Below are 18426 nucleotides of genomic sequence, written 5' to 3'. Positions count from 1 at the left end.
AAAGCCTACATGCCTTCGGGGGAATTTAAGATCGGCAGGAGCGCATTGCGGTCCGCCAGAAGACGGAGGCCATCCAGAGTCAGATCCGGGGCCATCACGTCAAACAAATTGGTGCCCTCTGAAAACAGAGGCGCAAGACCGCCTGTTGCAACAATCTTGGGGCGTCCGCCCATTTCTTCGGAAATTCTTCCTACGATCCCTTCAACCAGGCCAACATAGCCCCAGAAGAGTCCGGAACGCATGGCAACGCTTGTGCTTCGGCCAATTGCGTTCAGAGGGCGCCCGATGCTCATCCGTGGCAATCGAGCGGCCGCTCTGTGCAAGGCATCAATGGACAGATTGACGCCCGGAGCAATCGCTCCACCACAGTATTGACCGTATTCATTCACGACATCAAACGTTGTTGCCGTGCCAAAATCAACAACAATGAGCGGGCCACCATAAAAGTGCTGGGCTGCCAGACCGTTCAATCGACGATCCGCACCAAGTTCTGCCGGATTATCGACTAGCGCTTCAATGCCCCAATCTAGGCCCGCATTGGCCACAAGTGGCTCCACATCCAGCCACTGGCGACAGAAACGCCGCAAATCATATAATGCTGCGGGAACAACAGTTCCGATAATCGCGCGCGTGACAGACGCAGGCGTCAGCCCGATACGATCGAAAAGGCCCAGTAACCAAACGGCATATTCATCTGCTGTACGGGAGTCGCTGGTGGACATGCGCCACTGACCGATCCACGACTGACCGTCGTGGACGGCAAACACAACGTTGGTGTTGCCAGCATCAATGACGAGAAGCACGTTCCGATCCGGTCCCTTTAACCCAGCAGGATATCACCTGTTACGACCGGTATGGTTTCACCACCCGGGAGAGCGAGAAGCAGTCGCCCCTGTTCATCCAACCCTGAAAATGAACCTGTTATATAAGTTTCACCACGCTGAACCGCAAGATGACGTCCAACCGGATGCGCTCTTTCGAGCCATGCTCGACGAATGACTTCGAAACCATGATCATTCCACGAAGCAATCCAACGGTCCATTTCCGCCGTCAGTGCCTCGCCAAACTTGATGGGATCGACTGCAGGAGCGACCTCGGAAAGGGCTGCCAACTGACGGCCAGGGACGTCAGGCGCCTGCGCCAGGTTTGCACCAATACCGACAACAACCCACCTGTTAGACGCAATACCACCCGCCTCAATCAGAACTCCCGCCATTTTGCGTTCATTCAGGAGTAAATCATTCGGCCATTTCAGCAAAAATTCTGCTTTTGAGGGGCAGAAACTCTGCGCTGTTTCGTAAAGCGCCAAAGCGGTCAGAAACGGGCACGCAGTCAAAAAAATTTCAGGATTTTGCGGTTTGAACAACAGAGAAATTGCCAGATTACCGCCGGGATCTACCCAACTGCGACCCCGGGTTCCACGCCCTGATGTTTGGAAAAGTGCCTGAACGGCGAGCCTCTCGGGGGCTCCAGCCTCGGCTTTCTCTTTACAGAGATCGGAAGTCGATCCCAACGTCTCATAAACTTCGAAACGCCAGGCCATAGTCAAAAAACAGTCTTCATGTGGTGGGCGATGACAGGATTGAACTGCCGACCCTCTCGGTGTAAACGAGACGCTCTACCGCTGAGCTAATCGCCCTCTGAAAACACGTGGCCTATATACACGGTTCTGAGCACCCGTAAAGGCACTCAGAACCAAAAAAGCGAAATTATTCGCTTACGGCGTCCTTAAGACCTTTGCCCGGCTTGAAACGGACAGAGGTGGATGCCGGAATGTCGATCTCTTCGCCCGTACGCGGGTTACGGCCCTTGGCGGCCTTACGCGTAGCGGTCACGAAGCTACCGAAACCAACCAGACGAACTTCCTGCTTCTTGGCAAGCGTCTTCTCGATCGTGCTGAACACCGCATCGACAACTTCGCTGGCCTTGGCCTTCGGAAGATCGGCGGCGTCAGCAACGGCGGCGATCAGTTCCTGCTTGTTGAGGGGCTTCTCCATGATGTGCCTTTCTGGTGTTAAGAGCACCTGAGCCAACCTCCGAAGAGTCTTGCGGCTCAGGCGCTTGTTCGATCTGCGGCCGCACTATGAAGCGCTTTTTGGCCGCGTCAACTGTTAGAATCGTATAAGAACCCAACCGTTAGTGCGGAAGTGCCCTTGGAGCCACTTTCTCAGCCGAAATTCCGCCTACAGGATCGACGTTTTCATCCCATTCGATCGCCTCAGGCATACGCGTGAGAGCAATTTTCAGAACGTCGTCGACGTGACTGACTGGAATAATCTTGAGAGCATGCCGGACATTCTCAGGAACCTCGACAAGATCCTTTTCATTATCCTTCGGGATAAGAACAGTTTTGATCCCTGCCCGAAGCGCTGCAAGCAGCTTCTCTTTCAAACCACCAATTTCCAGCACACGACCACGCAGCGTAATTTCGCCCGTCATCGCCACATCTCTACGGATGGGAATCTGCGTCAGAATACTGACAAGAGACGTAGCAAGCGCGATACCTGCGGACGGACCGTCCTTTGGCGTAGCCCCTTCTGGAAGATGCACATGGATGTCGCGCTTCTCGAAGAGAGGTGGCCGGATGCCGAAGTCCTGAGCTCGTGATCGGACATAAGACAGGGCGGCCGAGATGCTCTCCTGCATCACTTCCCCCAGCTTGCCAGTCTGCTTCACCTGCCCCTTCCCAGGCACCATGACGCTCTCAATCGTCAAGATCTCACCGCCGACCTGAGTCCAGGCAAGTCCGGTCACGACACCGACCATATCTTCCGTCTCGGTCTCACCATGACGGAAGCGGCGGACACCTGCGTATTTTTCCAGGTTGTCCGGCGTGATCTCAACATGCGTCACACCCGTCGTGATGATTTCCTTCACGGCCTTACGAGCCAATCGGGCAATCTCACGCTCGAGATTTCTGACGCCAGCCTCACGCGTGTAGGAGCGAATCAACTCCATCAGCGTCTCATCGGAGACAGACCATTCATCCGGCTTGAGATTGTGGGCTTCAGCCTGCTTTGACAGCAGATGACGACGCGCAATCTGGACCTTCTCATCTTCCGTGTAGCCGGAGAGATTGATGATCTCCATACGATCCAGCAGTGGCTGCGGCATGTTCAGGCTGTTAGCCGTCGTCACGAACATGACATCCGAAAGATCATAATCGACTTCCAGATAGTGATCGGCAAACGTTGAGTTCTGCTCCGGATCCAGAACCTCCAGAAGTGCAGACGAAGGATCGCCTCTCCAATCCGCGCCCAGTTTGTCAATCTCATCCAGCAGGAATAGCGGATTAGACGTTTTCGCTTTCTTCATGCCTTGGATAATTTTTCCAGGCATGGACCCGATATACGTCCGGCGATGACCGCGGATTTCCGATTCGTCGCGCACACCACCTAGGGACATCCGAACGTACTGACGTCCTGTTGCCTTGGCGATTGACCGTGCCAGAGACGTTTTACCAACACCCGGCGGCCCTACGAGACAGAGGATCGGTCCCTTGATCTTCTGGGAACGCGTCTGCACTGCAAGGTACTCAAGGATACGCTCCTTGACCTTCTCCAGACCGTAATGTTCGGCTTCAAGCACACCTTCAGCGTGCGTGAACTCCTTGGTGATCTTGGAACGCTTTTTCCACGGAATACCCAGCAGCCAGTCCAGATAATTCCGGACGACTGTGCTTTCCGCAGACATCGGGCTCATGCCACGCAGCTTTTTCAGCTCGGCATGGGCCTTTTCCTTGGCTTCACGGCTCAGGCGCGTCTTGTTGATCTTCTCTTCAAGCTCAGCAAGTTCGTCCTTGCCATCCTCGCCTTCCCCAAGCTCCTTCTGAATCGCCTTGAGCTGCTCGTTGAGATAATATTCGCGCTGTGTCTTCTCCATCTGCCGCTTCACGCGGTTCCGGATACGCTTCTCAACCTGCAGAACGCCAATCTCTGTCTCAATATGAGCAAAGACCTGCTCTAAACGCTGCTCAGCAGAGGCCATCTCGAGAATTTCCTGCTTTTCGGAAATCTTGAGATTCAGATGGCTGGCAATTGTGTCTGCCAGCTTTGACAGATCCTCGATCTGGTTGATCGAGACCATGACTTCAGGCGGGATCTTCTTGTTGAGCTTGATATACTGCTCGAACTGGGAAACCGTTGAGCGACCCAGAGCTTCCAGATCACTGCCCGGAGTAGCCGACAAAGGCTCCTCCGCAATTTCTTTCACTTCAGCTTCGAAGTGACCATCCACATCGAACAGACGCGTGATCTGAACACGACGGGTTCCTTCGACCAGAACCTTAACGGTACCGTCTGGCAGTTTCAGCAGCTGAAGGATGGTGGAAACCGTGCCGTAACGGTAAATGTCGTCAGCAGAAGGATCATCCTGCGAAACATCTTTCTGCGCAACAAGCAGGATTTGCTTGCTATCGCGTGTGACAGTTTCCAGCGCCTTAACTGACTTTTCCCGCCCGACAAAAAGCGGAACAATCATGTGCGGAAACACAACAATGTTTCGCAGCGGCAGAACAGCCATGACATCCTGGCGAGGAGCCGGGGCTACCTCAGTCACAGCCTCCACAGGAGAGGCAGCCGCGGCTTTGGCACGCGGCTTGCGGGCAGGCTTCTTTTCCACAACTGCGGCGTCATCCACCTTCTTTGTGCGACGGCGCGTCTTAGGCTTGGTATCGTCAGTCATTCACTTGATCTCCATAGGGACGATCCCACGGCCTCCGCCTGCCTGGCAGCGCGAACACCGTGATGTCTCTTCATGCAGAAAAGGCACGAATTCAGACAGCATCTATCCAGAATGTCGGAACGAAAAGGCCGCCTGACAAGACGGCCCCTTCAACATCCTCAGGCAGATTGCTCAGCCGGCTCGCTTTTGCCTTTCCCGTACACATAAACAGGGTTGGCTTTGCTTTCCGCCACTTCACGATTGATGACGACTTCCTCAACGCTGTCCAGCCCGGGAAGATCGAACATCGTTCCAAGGAGAATATTCTCCATGATCGATCTAAGACCACGTGCGCCTGTCTTACGTTCGATAGCACGCTTGGCAATGGCGGAAAGTGCATCTTCCGTAAATGTCAGCTTGACGCCTTCCATCTCAAAAAGACGCGCATACTGCTTGGTCAGCGCATTTTTGGGCTTGCTCAAAATCTGGATCAGAGCGGCTTCATCCAGATCGTTCAGAGCCGCGATAACAGGCAGACGACCGATGAACTCTGGAATCAAACCAAACTTGAGAAGATCCTCAGGTTCGACGGTCTGAAGAATTGCTCCAAGACGCCGCTCGTCATCAGAACGCACATCCGCTCCGAAGCCAATGCCCGAGCCCTTGCCGCGAGCGGCAATGATTTTGTCCAGGCCCGCGAATGCACCACCGCAGATGAACAGCATGTTCGTCGTATCCACCTGCAGGAACTCCTGCTGGGGATGCTTTCGGCCACCCTGCGGTGGAACGGACGCAACTGTCCCTTCCATCAGCTTGAGCAGCGCCTGCTGTACACCTTCGCCCGACACGTCACGCGTGATGGAGGGGTTATCGGACTTGCGAGAAATCTTATCGATTTCATCGATGTAGACGATGCCACGCTGCGCACGCTCAACGTTATAGTCTGATGCCTGAAGAAGCTTCAGGATGATGTTTTCAACGTCCTCGCCCACATAACCGGCTTCGGTCAGCGTCGTGGCATCAGCCATAGTAAACGGTACATCAAGAATACGAGCCAGCGTCTGAGCCAGCAGCGTCTTGCCTGTTCCGGTCGGGCCAATCAGAAGGATGTTGGACTTCGCGATCTCGATGTCATTGCTCTTCTGAGCATGGGCCAGACGCTTATAGTGGTTATGAACGGCCACAGAAAGCGCGCGCTTGGCCTCGAACTGACCAATGACGTAATCGTCCAGAACCTTGCAGATTTCTTTTGGCGTCGGAACACCGTCTCGGGACTTCACGAGATGCGTCTTATGCTCCTCGCGAATGATGTCCATGCACAACTCAACGCATTCATCACAGATGAAAACTGTCGGGCCAGCGATCAGCTTGCGCACTTCGTGCTGGGATTTCCCACAGAACGAGCAATACAGGGTGTTTTTGGAATCGCCGGATTTGTTGCTCATCGCTGTTCCTCTTTCCCCTCACGCACGCACCGACCACTTTTCGGCAGCAGACATGCGGAAGCACTTAAAACTCTAGGCCGAGGTCTCAGCCTTCGGCAACCCCGAAGCCCTGGGCTCCAAGACATGAAAAGCGGCATATCGGTATGCCGCTTTTTCTTTCCAAGGGGAGCAACCTGCTCCCCTGTCACTTCAAACAAACTCAATCCTGACTGGCTGCCACGTTGGGGTGACGTCGCACAACAGCGTCAATCAGACCGAATTCTTTCGCTTCTTCAGCAGACAGATAGCTGTCACGCTCGAGCTTGCGCTCGATCTCTTCAAGCGTCTGCCCAGTATGCTCACGATAGATTTCGTTCAGGCGCTGACGGATCAACAGGATCTCACGAGCCTGAATCTCAATATCGGACGCCTGACCCTGCGCTCCACCAGATGGCTGATGCACCATTACGCGCGCATTCGGCAGGCAGTAACGATGCCCCTTCTCACCACCCGCCAGTAGCAGCGACCCCATGGACGCAGCCTGACCAATGCAGACAGTGCTAACCGGGCAACGAATGTACTGCATCGTGTCATAAATCGCGAGACCAGCGGAAACGACACCGCCAGGGCTGTTGATGTAGAACGAAATTTCCTTGGTCGGATTAACGCTCTCAAGATACAGAAGCTGAGCGCTGATCAAGGATGAAACCTGATCGTAAACCGGGCCGGTCAGGAAGATGATACGCTCCTGAAGGAGGCGTGAAAAAATGTCGAAAGCTCGCTCTCCGCGGGCAGTCTGTTCGACCACCATCGGCACCAGAGAGTTGTTGAACACCTCGACGGGATCGCGGTCCCCAATGGTCATACTGTCTGTTCCTCAATGCCCGATGGGCTGTCTGTTCTCTCTAACATGGACCCGAGAGAGCGTTCCGTCAAAGGGAGCAGACAGCAAAACGGGCACTCCTGAGAGTGCCCGTCCTTCTTACGTCAGTACTCTCAGAGCTCGGCAGGCGGGATTTCTGCGAGTTCTTCAGGTGTGACTTCCTTTTCGGTGACATCAGCCAGCTCGATCAGATAGTCGACAACCTTGTTTTCCAGGATCGGGCCACGGAGCCCTTCAACAGCCTGCGGGTTCTTGGAGAAGAACTCGAAAACCATCTTTTCCTGACCCGGGTAACGCTGAGCTTCCTGCTGCATCGCACCCAGCAGTTCCTCGCGGGAAACCTGGATTTCCTGCTTGCGACCGATTTCAGCCAGAAGCAGACCCAGCTTTACGCGACGCTCTGCAATACGACGGTAATCTGCACGCAGGGTCTCTTCGTCCTTGCCTGCATCTTCCTCGTCCATGCGACCAGCTTCGCGATCCTGCTCGACGCGGGTCCAGATCTGGCCGAACTCGGCGTCAACCATGCTCTGCGGGGCTTCAAAGTCGGTCTTCTCGGACAGGGCGTCCAGAAGCTCGCGCTTGATGCGCAGACGGGAAAGCTGCTTGTACTCGCCTTCAGCCTGTTCCGTGATCAGGGAGCGGATCTGCTCGATGCTCTCAAGACCAATATCCTTGGCCAGATCATCGTTGATTTCCGGATCAACAGGCTTCTTCAGGGACTTCGCCTTAATGTCGAAGGTCACAGCCTTACCGGCCAGTTCTTCAGCCTGATAGTCTTCCGGGAACGTCACGTTGATAACGCGCTCTTCCCCGGCCTTCATGCCTTCCATCTGCTCGGCAAAACCCGGGATGAAGCCTTCACCACCGATTTCGACGTTCACGTCTTCAGCCGTGCCACCGTCAAACGGCGTGCCATCATGCTTGCCAACGAAGTCAACGCAGACCACGTCACCCTTTACGGCAGCGCGATCTTCTTCGATGGCGTCAAACTTGCGGCTGCGACGGGCGAGGTCAGCCAGAGCCTTGTTCACGACTTCTTCGTCAACCTTGGAGGTCAGACGTGTCAGCTTCAGACCAGACAGGTCAGGAACTGCAATTTCCGGCAGAACTTCGACTTCGATCTTGAATTCCAGATCGCCATCAGAGTCCGGAGCAGAAACCAGCTCTACCTTCGGCTGCATAGCCGGACGGACGTCCTGTTCCTGAAGAAGCTTGCCAACCGTGTCGTTAACAACTTCTTCCATCAGTTCCGCATTCACGGCTGCGCCATGACGCTGCTTGACGAGAGATGCCGGCACCTTGCCCGGACGGAAACCCGGAAGCTTGATCGTGCGCGCAACTTCTGCGAGTCGGGCTGCGCGACGAGCCTGCAGGTCGGCAGACGGGACAACGACAGTGAAGGCGCGCTTAAGTCCTTCGTTGAGCGTGGGCGTAACCTGCATGAGCCAGGCGATCCTCTCGGTCGGGTATGTTAAAATCTCTTCTCAGGAAACCGGGTTGGTACGGGCGGAGGGACTTGAACCCCCACGACTTGCGCCACCAGAACCTAAATCTGGCGTGTCTACCAATTCCACCACGCCCGCTCAGCCCCGTCTCCGGGGTTCGTGTTACCGAACCTTGGAAGCGCGGCCTTTAGCGCATGAAACGCTACTTCACAACAGGGCGGCCACCGGGTTTTTGCTTAAATCCGCCTTTGAAAGCTCTGTCGCGACGCTCCGCGCCTCTCCCAGGGGAAGATCCAGATCCTCTGCGACGGGCCACCCACCGTGATCACGGGCTGCCTGTATTCCCGCCTCACCGTGCAGCCAGACACCCGCGCAACACGCCTCCCAGGTCTCCATTCCCGCAGCCATCAAAGTCCCAATCACCCCCGTCAGTGTGTCGCCCGATCCTGCCGTAGCAAGCGCCGATGTGGCGTGCGCATTGATCGCAATGCGTCCGTCTGGCGCAGCTATGATCGTATCTGCCCCCTTCATGACCATCACGGCATTCAACTCACGCGCAGCATTCAAGGCAGCTTCAGTTCGACTCCCCGTCACAGGGCCAAACAGCTTTTTGAATTCGCCGATATGCGGCGTGACAGCCGCCACGCCTTTCAGACGAGAAAGGTCTTCCGCTCCCCATGCCAAAGCACCAGCATCCGCAAGAACCGTTTTTTTTGCGGCCAATAGCGCAGGGAGAACTTCGGAAACCTCTTCAGGGGTCAGGCCGGGCCCGCAGATCCAAACCTTCCGTCGCAAATCTTCCAGCAGGGAGCCAAGAGGCTGGTCATCAATGATTAGTCCCGGGTCGCCGAGTCGATAGGCTTCGGCAGCTTTTCGGGCTGCGATGCGGACAAGCCCGGCACCTGTCCGCCGTGCGGCTCGTGCTGCCAGCCTTGTAGCGCCCGGCATAACAGCACCACCACAGACACTCACAACACCGCGTCGATATTTATAGTCTCCCTCTCCGGAGACCGGCAGCTCCCAAAGCCCCGGCCAATTGAAACTTATTTTTGGCGTCAGGCCACTCCATGCCTGCTCAGGCATAGCGATATCGGCGCAGACCAACTCCCCGCACAATCCTCGCCCAGGCTCCAGAAAATGACCTGGCCGTGGCCTCACAAACGTGACCGTCAACGCGCAACCCTGTGCCTGACCGAGCACTTCTCCAGTCTCTCCGGATACGCCACTCGGCATATCGATCGCCACACGCCGAGGAACAGCTGCGAGCATTTCAGCTACGTCGTCACTGACTGGACGCTTCAATCCGGACCCAAAAACAGCATCAACCAGCAGGTCAATTCCTTCCAGAGATGCTTTCTCGAATGGCAGCACAGGACCACCCCATCCTGACGCAGCGACAAATGCCGGCCTACCCTCTTTGGGAGCACCCATCGCCACCACTCGGACCGACCATCCCCATCGCGCCAGAAGACGGGCCACGACGTAACCGTCTCCTCCGTTGTTACCCGGGCCGCAAACAACGGCCACGCGACATTTCTGAAACCGCTTGCGAATGGCTCGAGCAACGGCCCATCCCGCATTTTCCATGAGTTGCGCAACAGGAACGACAGCCGAAGCAGCATGATCCATCATGTCGCTTTCCTCGGGTGTTAGCAGCGCAAGAGGGTATGGAGGCATAACTCTTTTTTTCTCCTGATGAGCGGGCATGCTTACACAAAGCACAGGCGACATCCGCGTTCCCTATGGCCTTTGGACATTCCCCTCGGGTAACCTCCAGCCGATACATCAGGGATATCCCTGCTCTTCCTTCACCCACCTGACCATGACGAGGATCAATGACGGGTTCACTTCTCTGGAGCCTAGTGCTCGCAATCCATCTTCTGTGCATGACATACTGGATCGGCGGATCAATCTACTCCGCGCTGGTTGTCCGCTCCACAGTCGGCCTCCTCGACCCCGGACCACGCTCTTCGGTTCTTTTGCAGAACTACACACGCTTTTTCAAAGGCCTCTGGCAGGTTGTGCCTTTTTCCCTGGTGAGCGGCTGGGCGCTTGTTTTCCATGAAGGCGGCTTTGCTGCCGTAAACTGGACGATCAATGCGATGCAGTTGATCGGGATTGCCATGGCGGTGGTTTTCATAACGACAGTTCGCGGACCATTCCTGCGAGCCCGTCGGGCCATGCGCCCTCAGCCTGCTATTTTTGACACTCTCAGAAACCGTATGATTCTTATGGCTGGCCTTGGTCTTGTGAACATTCTGATTGCAGCCATGGCGCACGGCATGTGATTGTGGTAGCGATATGGCGCTTCATGGGCTGTATCGCTTGCCATTCCAGCGTTTAGCCGATAACGCACCACTTTAAAGTTGCGGGACATGTGCCCGCCCTCAACTCCGGTCCATTCCGTCAGGTCTGTACCGTCAACGAGAGTCTCGAGAGTCATTTGAGCGCGAAAACGACCTCCGGTCCTTCCAAGCCCCGTACCTCTGCCCCTGCAAAACGCGGACGCCCCGTAGGCAGCCGTGCGAAGGCAATCAAGAATTCCCCGATCGAAACGGAAGATGCCGATTCGGCTACTCCTGAGCCGGTCGTAGCTGAAAAGAAGCCTCGCGGTCGTCGTCCCGCCGCTCAAAAGACAGAGACAGAAGCCGTTGCCAAGACCGCAACACCTTCTCGTCGGCGCACGAAGGCAGTTGCAATCTCCGAAGAGGAAAGCGCACCAGAAACTGCTGAAGTTGCCCCAGTACGTCGTGGCCGTCGCCCCAAGAGCGAGACGGTTGATACTGACACTGTGAGCACTCCTCGCCGCAAGGCACGCAAGCCAGCTCCGGAAACAACCGAGTCCGTCGAAGCTGTTGCTCCGGAAGCAACCGAAACTCCTGCGCCCAAGCGCCGCGGTCGTAAGCCGAAGGTTGTGAGTGACGCTGTCGTTGAAGAAGTCGCAGCGCCTGCTCCCAAAAAGCGCGGTCGTAAACCGAAAGTCGTTGCTGTTGAGGCTACACCTGAAGCCGTGGAGCCAGCCGAGACACCGAAGCCACGTCGCGGGCGTAAACCCAAAGCTGCTGTCGCAGCCGAGGTGTCCGCACCTGAACCAGCAGAAGCCGAAGCACGTTCTGAAGTTGCTCCTCCGGTAGAGGCAGCAGAGGCTCCAGCGAAAGCACCAGCTCGTCGTGGACGCCCTCGGAAGGTTCGGCCCGAGGCTGAAGCTCCGGTCACTGCGCCAGCTATTCAGGAAGTGGTCGCTGAGATTAAAGCTGAGCCGGCCCAAGCTGAAGTTGTAGTTGCTGTTGAGACCTCAGAAGACCGTCCGCGCTTTGCTGATCTTGGCCTTTCCGACGCTATCATGCGCGCCATTCAGGAACTCGGTTACGAGCACCCGACTCCTATTCAGGCTCAGGCTATCCCTGAAGTTTTGAAGGGGCACGACGTTCTGGGTGTTGCTCAAACCGGAACGGGCAAGACAGCATCCTTCACGCTTCCGATGATCGAGAAGCTGTCTGGTTCTCGCGCTCGGGCCAGAATGCCGCGTTCGCTCATTCTTGAGCCGACACGTGAGCTGGCCCTCCAGGTTGCAGATAATTTCAAGCTTTACGGCAAGCACTTACGCCTGACTCATGCACTGCTTATCGGCGGTGAAAGCATGGCCGAACAGCGCGAAGTTCTGAACCGTGGCGTGGATGTTCTGATTGCGACTCCGGGGCGTCTCCTCGATCTGTTCGGACGTGGCGGCCTGCTACTGACGCAGACAAGCACGCTGGTTATCGACGAAGCTGACCGTATGCTCGATATGGGATTTATTCCCGATATTGAAAAAATCGTCAGCCTGCTGCCCGCAAATCGCCAGACGCTTTTCTTCTCCGCCACTATGGCACCGGAAATTCGTCGCCTTGCAGATGCGTTCCTGAGAAATCCGGTACAGATCACGGTCTCCCGCCCATCTTCTGTTGCGACCACGATTGAAGAAGGCCTGATCGTCGTTGAAGAAGACGAGAAGCGCCGGGCACTGCGTAAGCTGCTTCAGGCGCAAAATGTTCAGAACGCCATTGTGTTCTGTAACCGCAAGCGCGACGTGGACATGCTCCAGCGTTATCTGACAAAGCATGGATTCGCCGCAGGTCATCTGCATGGCGATCTGGCACAGTCCTTACGCTTTTCGACGCTTGATAGCTTCAAGTCTGGCGAGCTGAAGATTCTGGTCTGCTCTGACGTTGCCGGGCGTGGAATTGACATCGGCGGTCTGTCGCATGTTTTCAATTTTGATCTGCCGTTCAATGCGGAAGACTATGTGCATCGCATCGGACGCACCGGTCGTGCCGGTAAGCATGGTCATGCCTTCAGCATTGCTGGACCGCGTGACCGCCGCCTCCTGGACGCAATTGAAACCCTGACAGGGAAGGTTATTCCCCGTCTGGAATTCGCCGGAATACAGTCCGTTGATTGGGCTCAGGAAGACGAGAACGGTCGCCTGATTCAGACACCCACGCAGGCACTCCCATCGCAGACTTCCGAAGAATCCAGCATCGAGGACGAATCGGAAGGACAGCGCCGTAACAAGCGCCGACGTGGAGGGCGCAAGCGCAATCGCACGGATCGTGACGAGACACAGGTGGCAAACGCGCCACAGCCTGTTGCAACCCCCGTTGCGCAGCCTGCTCCTCATGATCGCCAGTCCGTTGAACTTGCCCCTGCCTTTGAAAACGATGCGCCGAAGACAGGCTTTGGCGGCGATACACCTGCATTCATGCTGGTGCCTCGGCGACACAGGCTGTCGGTGGCAGCCGAAACAGACCTGACCCTTCCCGTTCAGCACGATGCTCGTCATTACGGTGATGAATAACCCCGGGACCGGAGCTTTTCCCCTCCGGATTGAAGGTTTAGGCGCTGCGGCTGACGGCGTGGCTCATCACGACGGGCATGTTCTTTTCATTCCTGGCACGTTGCCAGGAGAGGAAGTGCTAGCCCGTTTTTCTGGTACGCGCCCTGAACTGATTGAAATTACGGCTCCGTCGTCAGATAGAGTTGCACCTCCGTGCACTCTCTTTGGCGAATGCGGTGGCTGTGCGATTCAACAGATGTCATTGCCTGCGCTGCTGGACTGGAAGACAACGCGAGTCGCTGAAGCTCTAACAGCAGCGGGCTTTGAAGATCTTCCTGTTCCACAGCGTTATCAAACGCCGTCATACACGCGCCGACGCATGGACCTCGCGATCCAGCGTGTTCCAGGTGGCGTTATCCTCGGGCTTCATCGACGCAATGGCGATCCGGTGGATATGACGGAGTGTCATGTCCTGCACCCGACCCTTTTTGCTTTGCTGAAGCCACTCCGTGAGGTCCTGTCTTCTCTGGGTGCGTTGACCGGCCGTGGAGGCTTAGTCCTCAATCTTTTGGATAGTGGGCCAGACCTGACGCTTTCGACGCCAGCTGAGTTGACTACCGCTGACCGCACGAAACTTGCCGCCTTCGGGAGGCAACACGGACTGCCGCGGATTTCATGGCAAAACCCGAAAGATCGTTCTATTGAAACGGTCTCACAGACGCGGGCAGTCAAGGAAGCATTTGGAGGCGTGGAAATCACTCCGCCTCCTGCTGCCTTTCTTCAGGCGACTGAAGATGCGGAAAACGCCATTGTACAGGCTGTTGTTGATGGGCTTCCGCCACTCAACAAAAAAGATATCACAGTCGAGCTTTTCGCAGGCTGCGGTACTCTGACATTCCCCATGTCGGAAAAAGGCCGCGTAATAGCGTATGAAGGCGATCTTGCTGCTGCAACTTGCTTAAAGGCCGCAGCAGGCGGTCGACGGGTGGACGGATTCCATCGTGATCTTATGCGTCAGCCTCTTCTGCCTCAGGATCTGAAGTCAACGCGAGCTGTCGTTCTTGATCCGCCTTATGCTGGTGCTGGTGCACAGACAATGCCACTCGCCAAGTCTGGCGTTAAAGACATCGTCTATGTGAGCTGTAATCCTGCTGCGTTGGAAAAAGATGGCCGTGCATTAAAAGAGGCAGGCTATTCAGTCCTGAACTGGACAATTGTGGACCAGTTCCTCTGGTCCACAGAAGTGGAAACGGTTCTGGTATTTTCACGTGATCCTAAACGGATCAAACGTGAAAACTCTCGCCGCAACCACAACGTCCCTTCTCATTTGGATTCCTGAAGGTAAATCCGGCTTCGAGATCCTTGATCTCGTAGTCCATGACTGTTCCCGTTAGAAAAAGTGTGGCCTTGCGATCAACAAGCAGGGTCACACCTTGGTCTTCTACGCGCTCGTCCGTTACGGCTGGCTCATCCACAAAAGTCATTTCGTAAGACAGGCCTGAACAGCCTCGCGTGCCCACACCAATGCGTAAAAGTTGTCCCTGATGAGCGCCGGCATAGAGAACGCGCAACCTCTCAGCAGCACGATCAGACACAGACATCAGAGCGGGAAGTGGTCGACGTGTCAGGGTTTCAGACATGACTTTTGCCCCTCAGATCAGAACATATTAAGCGCAAGACGCGCATCATCACTCATGCGGCTCATGTCCCACGGCGGATCCCATACGATTTCCACAGTGGCATTCGTCACATTTGGCACTTTCAGAATGGCGTCACGCACCATTTCCGGCAGTTCCTGAGCACTCGGACAATTTGGAGCTGTCAGGGTCATTTCTACATTGACCCGGCCGTCATCATGCAGGTCAATCGCGTAGATCAGGCCCAGCTCATAAATATTTACCGGAATTTCCGGGTCATAAACGGTCGCAATGGCCGCTATAACAGCGTCCTGGTCCGGGCCGGTGCCCTCACCTGTTACGGGAGTGCTCTCATCAATGGGGTGTTGTTCGGTCATGGCATCACTCATGTGAGCATCTTCCGTGCCCGTTCAAGGCCTGTGATCAGGACGTCAATCTCATCCTGTGTCGTGTAAATACCGAAGCTGGCGCGTGCCGTAGCATGCACACCGAGACGACGGACAAGCGGCTCCGCACAATGCTGACCAGCACGGATCGCAATTCCCAACTGATCCAGCAAGGTAGCCAGATCATGGGGATGAGCGCCGTCCATCACGAAGGACAGAACGCCACCACGAACCTGCGGAGACCCAAGAACTTTAAGCCCCTCAACCTCGCCCAGACGCTGCTCGGCATATGTGGTCAAGGCTGTTTCGTGACGAGAGATGGCGTCGTAGCCAATCCCCTCCACGAACTTAACGGCCGCGCCCAGACCAATCGTTTCCAGAATGGCAGGGGTTCCCGCTTCGAATTTATGAGGGACAGTCGCCCAGGTCGCACGCTCGAAAGAGACATTCTGGATCATCTCGCCACCACCCAGGAACGGCGGCATGGCATCTAGAAGCTCCCGCTTACCCCAGAGCACGCCGATACCTGTTGGCCCATAAAGCTTATGGCCAGTGAAGGTAAAAAAGTCTGCTCCGATATCCTGCACATCGATTTTCCGATGTACGACAGACTGCGACCCATCAAACAGGATGCGCGCGCCATGAGCATGAGCAATTTCTGCCAGTTTTTTGGCAGGCGTAACGGTCCCCAGCACGTTCGACATATGCGTAATGGATACGAGAGCGACATTGCCATCGTCCAGAAGCGCTTCATACGCCTCAAGATCGATGTCACCACTCTCATCCATTGGTGCCACACGGAGTTCGATACCAACCCTGTCCCGCAGCATAAGCCATGGGACAATATTGGCATGATGCTCCAGTTCCGAAATCAGAACCGCCTGCCCTGGCTTCATCAAAGAGCCAAGACTGTGCGCTACCAGATTGATGGCCTCTGTACTGTTTCGCGTGAAGACAACTTCATGGCGATCGGGTGCATTGACGAGCCCTGCGACAGCATCACGCGTACGTTCGTAAGCTTCTGTTGTCCGCTCACTCATCCAGTGCAAGCCGCGATGAATGTTGGCGTACTGATGATACGCCGCATCGCGCATAGCTTCGATCACGCATTCCGGCTTCTGGGCTGAAGCGGCGCTGTCGAGAAAGACGAGCGGGCGACCATGCACCTGCTCAGACAGGATCGGAAACTGCGCGCGTACGGCCGGCGTCATGCTGTGATGCTCCGGATCAGTACGTCGCGCAGGGTCTCGTCTGTTACGAGATCAAGTGCATCCAGAAGGAAGGCCTGAACGAGAATAGCGCGCGCTTCTGCTTCTGGCACACCACGAGAGCGCAGATAGAAAAGCTGCTCGTCATCCAGTGCGCCCACAGTCGCGCCATGGCTGCACTTCACGTCATCCGCGTAAATTTCCAGCTCAGGCTTACTGTTAATCTGCGCCTTATCTGACAGAAGAAGCGCCTGATTCATCTGATAGCCGTCAGTCTTCTGGGCAACACGATCGACGAGAATCTTGCCTTGGAACACGCCCTGTCCGCTCTCGGAGAGCACAGTCTTAACCGTTTGGCGCGATCCACAATCAGGCGCTGCATGATGAATCATGGACGTCAGGTCGTTCAGGCGCGTGCCATCCACGATCTGAATTCCGTTCACATGGACCTGTGCATGGGCTTGGGTTAGCGTCGCAACAACTTCGTGCCGCGCCAGCTCACTACCCTGATTCAGGGTAAAGCTGTCGTAGTTTCCGTTCGCGTCCACGGATGCATAAACAAGAGCAAGATGCCCCGCGTCCGCGCCCTCACGCTGCAGTTTGACGTGATTCAGCTGGGCACCCTTCCCAACCACAATGTCAAACCGCGGGTTGGTCACATACTGACCGTCCCCTGCGTTAAAATCGAACACCGTCAGAGATGCACCGTCTTCCAGAACAATCTGATGGCGCAGATGTGTAGAAATGGCGTTCCCTGAGGTGAGGGAAACGAGGACCAGCGTTCCAGCAGCAACGCCTGCAGGCACGCGAATGGACAAACCATTCTGACGCAGGGCTGCATTGAGAATAGCTGAAAAGCGATCCTCTAACGGGTCAACGGCTTCACCCTGCGAACGAACGAGATTTTCCGAAAGGCGTGTTTGAGATGCAGCTTCCTGCCCATTCGCGAAAACCGCACGGCTTTCCGCCTTTGGCAACGCCAGCGCATCCAACAGCGACTGTACGTCGTGATCCGACAGTGCAGGCGCTTCGTTCCACACCGTTTCCGTAAAGGCCCGCAGGGGCGTATATCGCCATGCCTCAACACGCCGCGTGGGAATCCCGCGCTCAGCCAGAACAGAGCCATGTCCCGCTGCACGCCCGACGAAAGCGCTCAGGGCGGGGGACGACTGAACTGCGGTCCCTGTACTCACGCTGCAGCCTCAAGGAACTGGGTGTAGCCCTGCTTCTCAAGCGTTTTCGCCACTTCCGGACCACCACTAAAGATGATCTTGCCCTTGGCCATGACATGCACACGGTCAGGAACGATGTAATCGAGCAGACGCTGATGATGCGTGATGACAAGCGCCGAGAAGTCAGGCCCGCGAAGAGAATTCACGCCATCTGCAACGATACGCAGGGCATCAATATCCAGACCACTGTCTGTCTCGTCGAGAATAGCGAAAGAGGGCTGCAGCAAGCGCATCTGGAGCACTTCATTACGCTTCTTCTCACCGCCGGAGAAGCCTACATTAACAGCACGCTTGAGCATTTCGTCAGACATGGACAGACGCTTGGTCTCAGCCCGGACAGCCTTCAGGAAAGCAACAGCGTCCAGTTCGTCTTCACCACGCGCACGGCGCACAGCATTGACGGCTGTCCGCAGAAAATTGGCGTTATTGACGCCCGGTAGCTCGACGGGAGACTGGAATGCGAGAAACACGCCCAAAGCCGCACGCTCTTCCGGGTCCAGAGCTAGAAGATCCTGGCCTTTAAAGGTCGCGCTTCCGCCCGTTACTTCATAGTCATCGCGGCCGGAAAGGACATAGGAGAGCGTAGATTTGCCCGAGCCATTTGGGCCCATGATGGCATGAATTTCGCCCTTTGGAATTTCGAGGTCGATCCCTTTCAGGATTTCCTTTGGCGTCCCATCGGCATCAATGCGTGCTTCGAGGCCCTGGATCTTGAGAAAATCATTCATGT

16 protein-coding genes and 2 tRNA genes are annotated in these 18426 nt (G+C 55.8%); 3 read left to right on the top strand and 15 right to left on the bottom strand.

All coding sequences use genetic code 11. The features are described 5' to 3' along the window. Window positions 1-5: 5 nt before the first annotated feature. The 10 genes from GCE01_RS08020 to GCE01_RS07975 form a co-directional block, all read right to left on the bottom strand. Entirely contained in the window at window positions 6-803 is a 798-nt protein-coding gene (locus tag GCE01_RS08020) for a type III pantothenate kinase (protein WP_099212240.1), read from the bottom strand. 17 nt (window positions 804-820) lie between these two features. Further along, on the bottom strand, window positions 821-1543 hold the full coding sequence (locus GCE01_RS08015; RefSeq protein WP_099212238.1) for a biotin--[acetyl-CoA-carboxylase] ligase: 723 nt from the start codon (window positions 1541-1543) through the stop codon (window positions 821-823). Between the two features lie 21 nt (window positions 1544-1564). Next, window positions 1565-1639: transfer RNA gene (locus GCE01_RS08010), tRNA-Val, on the bottom strand. A gap of 70 nt (window positions 1640-1709) precedes the next feature. Further along, window positions 1710-1997 (bottom strand): HU family DNA-binding protein, encoded by a 288-nt coding sequence (locus GCE01_RS08005; RefSeq protein WP_007282110.1) that lies wholly within the window; start codon window positions 1995-1997, stop codon window positions 1710-1712. 139 nt (window positions 1998-2136) lie between these two features. After that, window positions 2137-4683: an endopeptidase La gene (gene lon / locus GCE01_RS08000; protein ID WP_099212236.1), complete on the bottom strand. Its 2547-nt coding sequence runs from the start codon at window positions 4681-4683 to the stop codon at window positions 2137-2139. A gap of 158 nt (window positions 4684-4841) precedes the next feature. Continuing rightward, window positions 4842-6107: an ATP-dependent Clp protease ATP-binding subunit ClpX gene (clpX, locus tag GCE01_RS07995; protein ID WP_046901426.1), complete on the bottom strand. Its 1266-nt coding sequence runs from the start codon at window positions 6105-6107 to the stop codon at window positions 4842-4844. A gap of 199 nt (window positions 6108-6306) precedes the next feature. Beyond that, a complete protein-coding gene (locus GCE01_RS07990; RefSeq protein ID WP_046901425.1) occupies window positions 6307-6951 on the bottom strand; it encodes an ATP-dependent Clp protease proteolytic subunit in 645 nt (214 codons plus the stop codon). A gap of 131 nt (window positions 6952-7082) precedes the next feature. Next, window positions 7083-8414 carry a trigger factor gene (gene tig, locus GCE01_RS07985; protein ID WP_046901424.1) on the bottom strand — a complete coding sequence of 444 codons (1332 nt, stop codon included), beginning with the start codon at window positions 8412-8414 and terminating at the stop codon, window positions 7083-7085. Window positions 8415-8470: 56 nt separating this feature from the next. Continuing rightward, window positions 8471-8555 (bottom strand) — tRNA-Leu (locus tag GCE01_RS07980). 69 nt (window positions 8556-8624) lie between these two features. After that, the gene (locus tag GCE01_RS07975; protein WP_244591132.1) at window positions 8625-10094 is read right to left on the bottom strand and encodes an NAD(P)H-hydrate dehydratase; all 1470 of its coding nucleotides are present in this window, start codon (window positions 10092-10094) and stop codon (window positions 8625-8627) included. A gap of 158 nt (window positions 10095-10252) precedes the next feature. Between GCE01_RS07975 and GCE01_RS07970 the strand changes: the two genes are divergently transcribed. The 3 genes from GCE01_RS07970 to GCE01_RS07955 all read left to right on the top strand — a co-directional run bounded on the left by GCE01_RS07970 (window position 10253) and on the right by GCE01_RS07955 (window position 14572). Beyond that, on the top strand, window positions 10253-10705 hold the full coding sequence (locus tag GCE01_RS07970; protein ID WP_099212234.1) for a hypothetical protein: 453 nt from the start codon (window positions 10253-10255) through the stop codon (window positions 10703-10705). 788 nt (window positions 10706-11493) lie between these two features. Beyond that, window positions 11494-13254 (top strand): DEAD/DEAH box helicase, encoded by a 1761-nt coding sequence (locus GCE01_RS07960; protein WP_099212232.1) that lies wholly within the window; start codon window positions 11494-11496, stop codon window positions 13252-13254. After that, on the top strand, window positions 13229-14572 hold the full coding sequence (locus GCE01_RS07955) for a class I SAM-dependent RNA methyltransferase (RefSeq protein ID WP_099212230.1): 1344 nt from the start codon (window positions 13229-13231) through the stop codon (window positions 14570-14572). The genes GCE01_RS07960 and GCE01_RS07955 overlap by 26 nt, the downstream gene beginning before the upstream one ends. On the opposite strand, the gene GCE01_RS07950 is transcribed toward GCE01_RS07955, so the two are convergent. Genes GCE01_RS07950 through sufC form a run of 5 tightly spaced genes read right to left on the bottom strand, consistent with a single transcriptional unit; the run spans window position 14517 to window position 18424 of the window. After that, a complete protein-coding gene (locus tag GCE01_RS07950; RefSeq protein ID WP_046901420.1) occupies window positions 14517-14873 on the bottom strand; it encodes a HesB/IscA family protein in 357 nt (118 codons plus the stop codon). The two genes, GCE01_RS07955 and GCE01_RS07950, sit on opposite strands and share 56 nt — an antisense overlap. 17 nt (window positions 14874-14890) lie before the next feature. Then, complete coding sequence (locus tag GCE01_RS07945; RefSeq protein ID WP_064273147.1) at window positions 14891-15259, bottom strand: SUF system Fe-S cluster assembly protein; 369 nt, start codon at window positions 15257-15259, stop codon at window positions 14891-14893. After that, complete coding sequence (locus GCE01_RS07940) at window positions 15256-16467, bottom strand: aminotransferase class V-fold PLP-dependent enzyme (protein ID WP_099212228.1); 1212 nt, start codon at window positions 16465-16467, stop codon at window positions 15256-15258. Before GCE01_RS07940 ends, GCE01_RS07945 begins: the two co-directional genes overlap by 4 nt. Next, entirely contained in the window at window positions 16464-17657 is a 1194-nt protein-coding gene (gene sufD / locus GCE01_RS07935) for a Fe-S cluster assembly protein SufD (protein ID WP_099212226.1), read from the bottom strand. Before sufD ends, GCE01_RS07940 begins: the two co-directional genes overlap by 4 nt. Beyond that, the gene (gene sufC / locus GCE01_RS07930) at window positions 17654-18424 is read right to left on the bottom strand and encodes a Fe-S cluster assembly ATPase SufC (protein ID WP_046901416.1); all 771 of its coding nucleotides are present in this window, start codon (window positions 18422-18424) and stop codon (window positions 17654-17656) included. Before sufC ends, sufD begins: the two co-directional genes overlap by 4 nt. Window positions 18425-18426 lie beyond the last annotated feature (2 nt).

Source organism: Gluconobacter cerinus (assembly GCF_002723935.1).
GTDB classification, from domain to species: Bacteria; Pseudomonadota; Alphaproteobacteria; order Acetobacterales; family Acetobacteraceae; genus Gluconobacter; species Gluconobacter cerinus.
Note: the sequence above shows the minus strand (reverse complement) of the source record. Positions and strands in the feature narration are given on the sequence as shown.

Excerpts from the sequence above, each read along its gene's own strand:
- GCE01_RS08015 (WP_099212238.1), bottom strand. The coding sequence starts at position 1,543 with ATGGCCTGGCGTTTCGAAGTTTATGAGACGTTGGGATCGACTTCCGAT.
- GCE01_RS08005 (WP_007282110.1), bottom strand. The coding sequence starts at position 1,997 with ATGGAGAAGCCCCTCAACAAGCAGGAACTGATCGCCGCCGTTGCTGAC.
- lon (WP_099212236.1), bottom strand. The coding sequence starts at position 4,683 with ATGACTGACGATACCAAGCCTAAGACGCGCCGTCGCACAAAGAAGGTG.
- clpX (WP_046901426.1), bottom strand. The coding sequence starts at position 6,107 with ATGAGCAACAAATCCGGCGATTCCAAAAACACCCTGTATTGCTCGTTC.
- GCE01_RS07990 (WP_046901425.1), bottom strand. The coding sequence starts at position 6,951 with ATGACCATTGGGGACCGCGATCCCGTCGAGGTGTTCAACAACTCTCTG.
- tig (WP_046901424.1), bottom strand. The coding sequence starts at position 8,414 with ATGCAGGTTACGCCCACGCTCAACGAAGGACTTAAGCGCGCCTTCACT.
- GCE01_RS07975 (WP_244591132.1), bottom strand. The coding sequence starts at position 10,094 with ATGCCTCCATACCCTCTTGCGCTGCTAACACCCGAGGAAAGCGACATG.
- GCE01_RS07970 (WP_099212234.1), top strand. The coding sequence starts at position 10,253 with ATGACGGGTTCACTTCTCTGGAGCCTAGTGCTCGCAATCCATCTTCTG.
- GCE01_RS07955 (WP_099212230.1), top strand. The coding sequence starts at position 13,229 with ATGCTCGTCATTACGGTGATGAATAACCCCGGGACCGGAGCTTTTCCC.
- GCE01_RS07950 (WP_046901420.1), bottom strand. The coding sequence starts at position 14,873 with ATGTCTGAAACCCTGACACGTCGACCACTTCCCGCTCTGATGTCTGTG.
- GCE01_RS07945 (WP_064273147.1), bottom strand. The coding sequence starts at position 15,259 with ATGAGTGATGCCATGACCGAACAACACCCCATTGATGAGAGCACTCCC.
- GCE01_RS07940 (WP_099212228.1), bottom strand. The coding sequence starts at position 16,467 with ATGACGCCGGCCGTACGCGCGCAGTTTCCGATCCTGTCTGAGCAGGTG.
- sufC (WP_046901416.1), bottom strand. The coding sequence starts at position 18,424 with ATGAATGATTTTCTCAAGATCCAGGGCCTCGAAGCACGCATTGATGCC.